Annotated in this window: 5 protein-coding genes; 2 read left to right on the top strand and 3 right to left on the bottom strand. The window is 37.0% G+C overall.

Translation table 11 applies throughout. From position 1 onward, the window contains the following. The first annotated feature begins 164 nt into the window (after positions 1-164). A complete protein-coding gene (locus V7147_RS15685; RefSeq protein ID WP_335368774.1) occupies positions 165-1,427 on the top strand; it encodes a HAMP domain-containing sensor histidine kinase in 1,263 nt (420 codons plus the stop codon). A gap of 15 nt (positions 1,428-1,442) precedes the next feature. Here the strand turns inward: V7147_RS15685 and V7147_RS15680 are convergent, their stop codons facing one another. Both V7147_RS15680 and V7147_RS15675 read right to left on the bottom strand, forming a co-directional pair. Beyond that, a complete protein-coding gene (locus V7147_RS15680; protein ID WP_335368773.1) occupies positions 1,443-1,925 on the bottom strand; it encodes a hypothetical protein in 483 nt (160 codons plus the stop codon). A gap of 16 nt (positions 1,926-1,941) precedes the next feature. Then, positions 1,942-2,859, bottom strand: a complete 918-nt coding sequence (locus tag V7147_RS15675; protein ID WP_335368772.1) for a ParA family protein — start codon at positions 2,857-2,859, stop codon at positions 1,942-1,944. Positions 2,860-3,028: 169 nt separating this feature from the next. Between V7147_RS15675 and V7147_RS15670 the strand changes: the two genes are divergently transcribed. After that, positions 3,029-3,799 (top strand): class I SAM-dependent methyltransferase, encoded by a 771-nt coding sequence (locus V7147_RS15670; protein WP_335368771.1) that lies wholly within the window; start codon positions 3,029-3,031, stop codon positions 3,797-3,799. 24 nt (positions 3,800-3,823) lie between these two features. On the opposite strand, the gene thiD is transcribed toward V7147_RS15670, so the two are convergent. Further along, positions 3,824-4,603 carry a bifunctional hydroxymethylpyrimidine kinase/phosphomethylpyrimidine kinase gene (gene thiD / locus V7147_RS15665; RefSeq protein ID WP_335368770.1) on the bottom strand — a complete coding sequence of 260 codons (780 nt, stop codon included), beginning with the start codon at positions 4,601-4,603 and terminating at the stop codon, positions 3,824-3,826. Between the last annotated feature and the right edge of the window lie 14 nt (positions 4,604-4,617).

Genomic DNA, 4,617 nt, shown 5'->3' with positions numbered 1-4,617 from the left:
AAAACAATTATAGGAAAAAGCTCTATTTTGAATTTGCAGATTTTTTTCAATAAAAACTACTTATTTCAACAAAACCATTTTATTATGTATTATAATGGAATCACATGTTGTCGAACTATTTGATATATTATAAAACTTTACTATTAAATTGTCGAAGGTGAATTATGGAAATTACTAAGCACATTTTGATTAACCTTTCATTATTAATCATACTTTTATTTATCGGATTAATATGGTTTGAACGAAAGAGAAACCTTTCCCTTTCAAAAGGAGAAGCGTACATCGGATTAACTGTGCTTATTTTGGTTTGCTTTATATTTTCCTATCAACCAACTCCCACCTACTACTTTGACCTTCGTCTTATTCCGGTATTAATTGGAGGTCTTTATCTAGGACTTGGTCCCATTTTATGTTTGACCGTAATTGTTATTAGAGGGTTTTATGGGATAAACCTGGGATTTTTCGCAACAATTTTATTGTATCTCCCCTTTTCTGTTATCTTGTGGAGAATCTACCCCAAGTTTTGGAAGCAGAGTTCAAATAAGCGGATATGCGTAGCGGTACTTTTGACCTTTATTTTATCCTTTTTAACAGCTGCAGCACTACAAGTTACAAATCAACCAGCCAATCCTTTGGATGCTTGGTTTGCGTACCTAACCCTTCCACCGATTGGCTTAGGAATATTGTCTTATTTAACCGAATTTGTCCGCAATAATATCCAAATGCGACAAACCATTGTAAAATCAGAAAAACTTCATGCGGTTGAACAATTGGGAGCTGCGATTTCTCATGAAATTAGAAATCCTTTAACCGCGGCGATGGGATTTGTACAGTTATTAATGTCCAATACCCTCCCCCGCCATAAACAAAAAGAGTATCTTCAAATAATTAAAGAAGAACTAGGATCCGCTGAAAGAGTTATTCAAGATTATTTGACTTTTTCAAAGCCAGCATTAGAAACTTTTGAAACGCTTCAGATCAAGCGAGAATTACAACAGGTCATTTCTATTTTAAGGCCCACTGCGAATCAGTACTCCGTGGAAGTCATTACGAATTTTGCGGTGATTGGTTCGATGGAAGGAGACCGTCAGAAGTTTCATCAATGCTTTATCAATGTTATGAAAAATGCAATTGAGTCCATGCCAGGTGGGGGTCAATTATTTGTTGAAACCAGCTATGACCGCTCCGATGTAACAATTGTGATAAGAGATACAGGTGTAGGGATGACGAAAGAACAGATTGAACGGCTTGGAGAGCCTTATTATTCTACTAAAGGACCTAAAGGAACCGGCCTTGGCATGATGGTCGTCTATAGTATAGTAAAAGCAATGAATGGTACGATTCGTGTTACAAGTACAGTCGGAGAAGGAACCGAATTCACCTTCCAGTTTCCCTCCGTCCGTTCCATAAATGAACCCCACGCTTAAAACGTGGGGTTATTATTATGCAAATTCTAAAAACGCTTTTCCTCGTTTTTTTGCTCGAACATTTCGCTTAATTGCCTCGTATACCTCGTTTTTCGTCCCTTTTAGCTCTTGTTTATCTTCTGTAAGCAAACAGTATAATAGCTTTAAATCTAAGGCGCTAGATTCTTTTAAAATTTTTGTTTTTGCAGTAAAATCAATGTAGGTAATTACCTGCTCAGCGGAGTTTAGCTCATGATAACGTAGCTTCGTCCCTTCCAAATCGTGATAGTTTCCTTGAAATAAAGAATCAACAATTTCAGAAAATGATTGCTTTGTTTTTTTGTTTGATACAGATTTCGTCACTAAAGCAGCTCCAACCACGACATCACCATTTTGTTTAAATATCTCAATAGCTCTTTCAATTTCCCTCAATTCTTTTTTTGGTAATTGAAGTGTTTCATAAATTTCTTTTAATTTTTCCAAATGAACTGCAACCTTTTGATAGGTTAATGTACTCATCCATTTCGTCCTCCACTTATATGAGACTATTAAAAATATTTGGTTCCACACAAAATAAGATTTCATCCGTTAATTCTGCATATTCCGAACGTTTTTTACCGTCTGCTGTATCGCGTGCGATCGCCTCATAGTGGCGGATCACCGTTTTGAATAAATAATTTCCATCCTCCATATCTGATAAAACCGATTTTATACCAGCGCCTTTTAGGTCAGATTTTAAATCTTTAATTGCATTGACATTATTGACATTAGTCTTTTTCAGTGTTTCAAAAATACCGATTAACTTTGGTTTTGGGCCAAATAATAATTTTGCTAGATCTGCTTTTTTATGATCATCACAATAATGGTTATATATCTTTTCAACCGACTTTGTATAATGGACTACCCCACGAATGCTCATCGTTTGAATGATCGACGGAATTAAATAATAATCTGATAAAAGGAATGCACCTTGGGTTATCACATTATTGCTTGGTGGACAATCAAACAGAATATAGTCATACTTACCTTCAAGCCCCGTACTTTGGAAAAATTGCTGGAGCACAACTAGGTCTTCAAAATCATCACATAATTTTGAAGCAATTTGATCGAGGCCACCATTTTTATAGAATAGATTAGATGGAATGAAGTGGATTTGCTCAGGAGTTTTTTTGATTAAGGTTGTTGGATCAATGGTATATCTTAAATAAGGGTATTGTTTAAATTGCTCCCACAGATCATAGACAAAGTTTAGACTTTCATTGTTCCCTAGTTGCTCAAGGTGTCTATCAATTCTTGTGAGACAAATTTCGCTCAACGAACATTGTGGATCTAAATCAATTAAGAGCACCCTCTTTTTTGCCTCTGCTAGGTGAAGTGCAATCTGATAGATACTCGTAGTCTTGCCGACTCCCCCTTTATAGTTCCCAACAAAAATCTTTTTTCCTTCCGCCACTTGCTGACCCCCTCAGAAGTATTCATTTAAATGTATTAATGAAATAGGAAAATATTCTTATTTCGGCTTCCCATAACCTTTTCTTATCTCATTTTATAATTTTTTTATAATTTCCTAATGTTAAATTTTACTATAAGATAGAGATATCACATTTATAGGGGGTTAAAGAATGGACAATAAAAAAGACGTTCAAAAGCAATTTGGTCGTAGTGCAGCATCTTACGTAACAAGTGAAGGCCATCGTAAGGGTGGAGATTTACAAACATTAGTTTCATTGGCTGAGGCCAAGGGTACAGAACTTGTCCTCGACATTGCTACTGGTGGTGGACATACTGCAAATGCACTTGCGCCTCATGTAGCAAAGGTTACAGCCTTCGATTTAACGCCAGAAATGTTAGCGGTTGCAGAAAAATTCATTAAAGGTAATGGTCATGAAAATGTTGAATTTGTTGAAGGGGATGCTGAAAAACTACCATTCTCAGACGAAACATTCGATATCGTATCGTGCCGTATCGCACCACACCATTTTCCTAACATTACAAACTTCGTAAGTGAAGTAGCGCGTGTATTAAAAAAAGAAGGACAGTTCTTGTTAGATGATAATGTTGCTCCTGAAAAAGATGAATTTGATGAATTTTATAATACAGTAGAAAAAAAGCGAGACTACAGCCATTTTCGTGCTTGGAAAAAGACCGAGTGGATCCAAATGTTAGAAAATGAAGGCTTTGAAATTCAGGAACTCTATCGTTTTGAAAAGACTTTTACATTTGAAAGCTGGTGTGACCGCATGCATTTGTCAGACCAAGAGAAGTCTGAACTAACCGAATACATGCTGAACGCTTCTGATAAAACCAAACAAAAATTTCGGATACAAATCGAGAGTCATAAAATCATTTCCTTCCAAGGAGAAGCAGTTGTGTTAAAAGCTACAAAATTATAAAAAGTGGGGGATCCCCCACTTTTTTTATAGTTCATAAACATGATTCAATGGTCCGCTTCCCTTTCCAAGGTCAAGCCCCGCGCCCAGTGCTCCCGTAATATAACGTTTTGCCTCGTGAATACTTGATTTAATATCCAAACCTTTTGCTAAATTACAAGCAATGGCTGATGAAAGCGTACAGCCTGTGCCATGAGAATTCGGGTTATTAATACGGGCTCCCTGGAACCAGGTGAACTCTCCATCGCTATATAAAAGATCATCGGCTGTATCCTCAAGATGACCCCCTTTAATTAAAATGGCACCATTATACGTTTTGGACAATGTTTGAGCTGCCATTTGCATGTCTTCCTTCGTGTGAATCTCCATTCCGCAAAGCGCTTCAGCCTCATGTAAATTTGGTGTAATAACAGTAGCAAGTGGAAATAATCTCGTAATTAAAGCATCCATCGCTGATTCACTCAACAGTCTACTTCCACTTGTGGAAATCATGACTGGGTCCAAGACAATATTTTGTGGTTGATATTCCACTAGCTTCTCTACGATTTTTTGAATAATTTCAGGTGAGGACACCATCCCTATTTTTACACTGTCAGGAAAAATATCAGTCATAATGCAATCAAGCTGTTGTCCGACAAATTCCGGAGTCGAATCCAGTACACCATATACGCCAGTTGTGTTCTGAGCAGTGAGCGCCGTAATTGCACTCATTGCATACATTTTATGGGCAGTAATTGTTTTAATATCGGCTTGGATCCCCGCTCCCCCACTACAGTCAGAGCCAGCAATTGTTAGTACTTTTTTCATGACCAATCACTCCT

This window comes from Bacillus sp. JJ1521, assembly GCF_036965165.1.
Taxonomy (GTDB): Bacteria; Bacillota; Bacilli; order Bacillales; family Bacillaceae_L; genus Ferdinandcohnia.
Note: the sequence above shows the minus strand (reverse complement) of the source record. Positions and strands in the feature narration are given on the sequence as shown.

Bases quoted from the DNA above. Each gene is read 5' to 3' on its own strand.
- V7147_RS15685 (WP_335368774.1), top strand. From the start codon at position 165: ATGGAAATTACTAAGCACATTTTGATTAACCTTTCATTATTAATCATA.
- V7147_RS15670 (WP_335368771.1), top strand. From the start codon at position 3,029: ATGGACAATAAAAAAGACGTTCAAAAGCAATTTGGTCGTAGTGCAGCA.
- V7147_RS15680 (WP_335368773.1), bottom strand. From the start codon at position 1,925: ATGAGTACATTAACCTATCAAAAGGTTGCAGTTCATTTGGAAAAATTA.
- thiD (WP_335368770.1), bottom strand. From the start codon at position 4,603: ATGAAAAAAGTACTAACAATTGCTGGCTCTGACTGTAGTGGGGGAGCG.